The organism is Pseudoalteromonas sp. S1610, from assembly GCF_005887465.1.
GTDB classification, from domain to species: domain Bacteria; phylum Pseudomonadota; class Gammaproteobacteria; order Enterobacterales; family Alteromonadaceae; genus Pseudoalteromonas; species Pseudoalteromonas undina.
In genome coordinates this window covers 1-329 of record NZ_PNDI01000136.1, presented here as the reverse complement: position 1 = coordinate 329, position 329 = coordinate 1, and the positions used below count along the sequence as shown (strand labels likewise).

General features: G+C 37.1%; 1 pseudogene. It reads left to right on the top strand.

Annotation, left to right across the window (positions count from 1 at the left end):
* Positions 1–139 precede the first annotated feature (139 nt).
* Positions 140–329, top strand: a pseudogene (locus CWB77_RS18660) (hypothetical protein); the annotation flags it as partial.

Here is a 329-nt window from a genome sequence, read left to right as displayed (position 1 = left end):
TAATTAACTTTTAAGGTTGAAGTAATGGAATATAACAATCTATCCTAGCTTGTAAATAAAGTTCTCAAAACAGATCAATGTGGTAATTCAATCAATTCCCTCAAGACGCGAATTGAGAAGCTAAATTTTTGCGTTTATTATGCTTATACCTGGAATTATTACCATCGTGCTGACCGAGGCCAGCGAAGGAGGGGAAAGGAGTTTCTTCGCGACTGCGGTAAGCTTCTTTTTAGGAGTATCTATAATGCTTTTTGGTCAAAAGAGCCGCTTAGAGTTTAACCGGACAGAAAAACAGCTTAATTTAAAACCCGCATTATGGGTTTACTTTC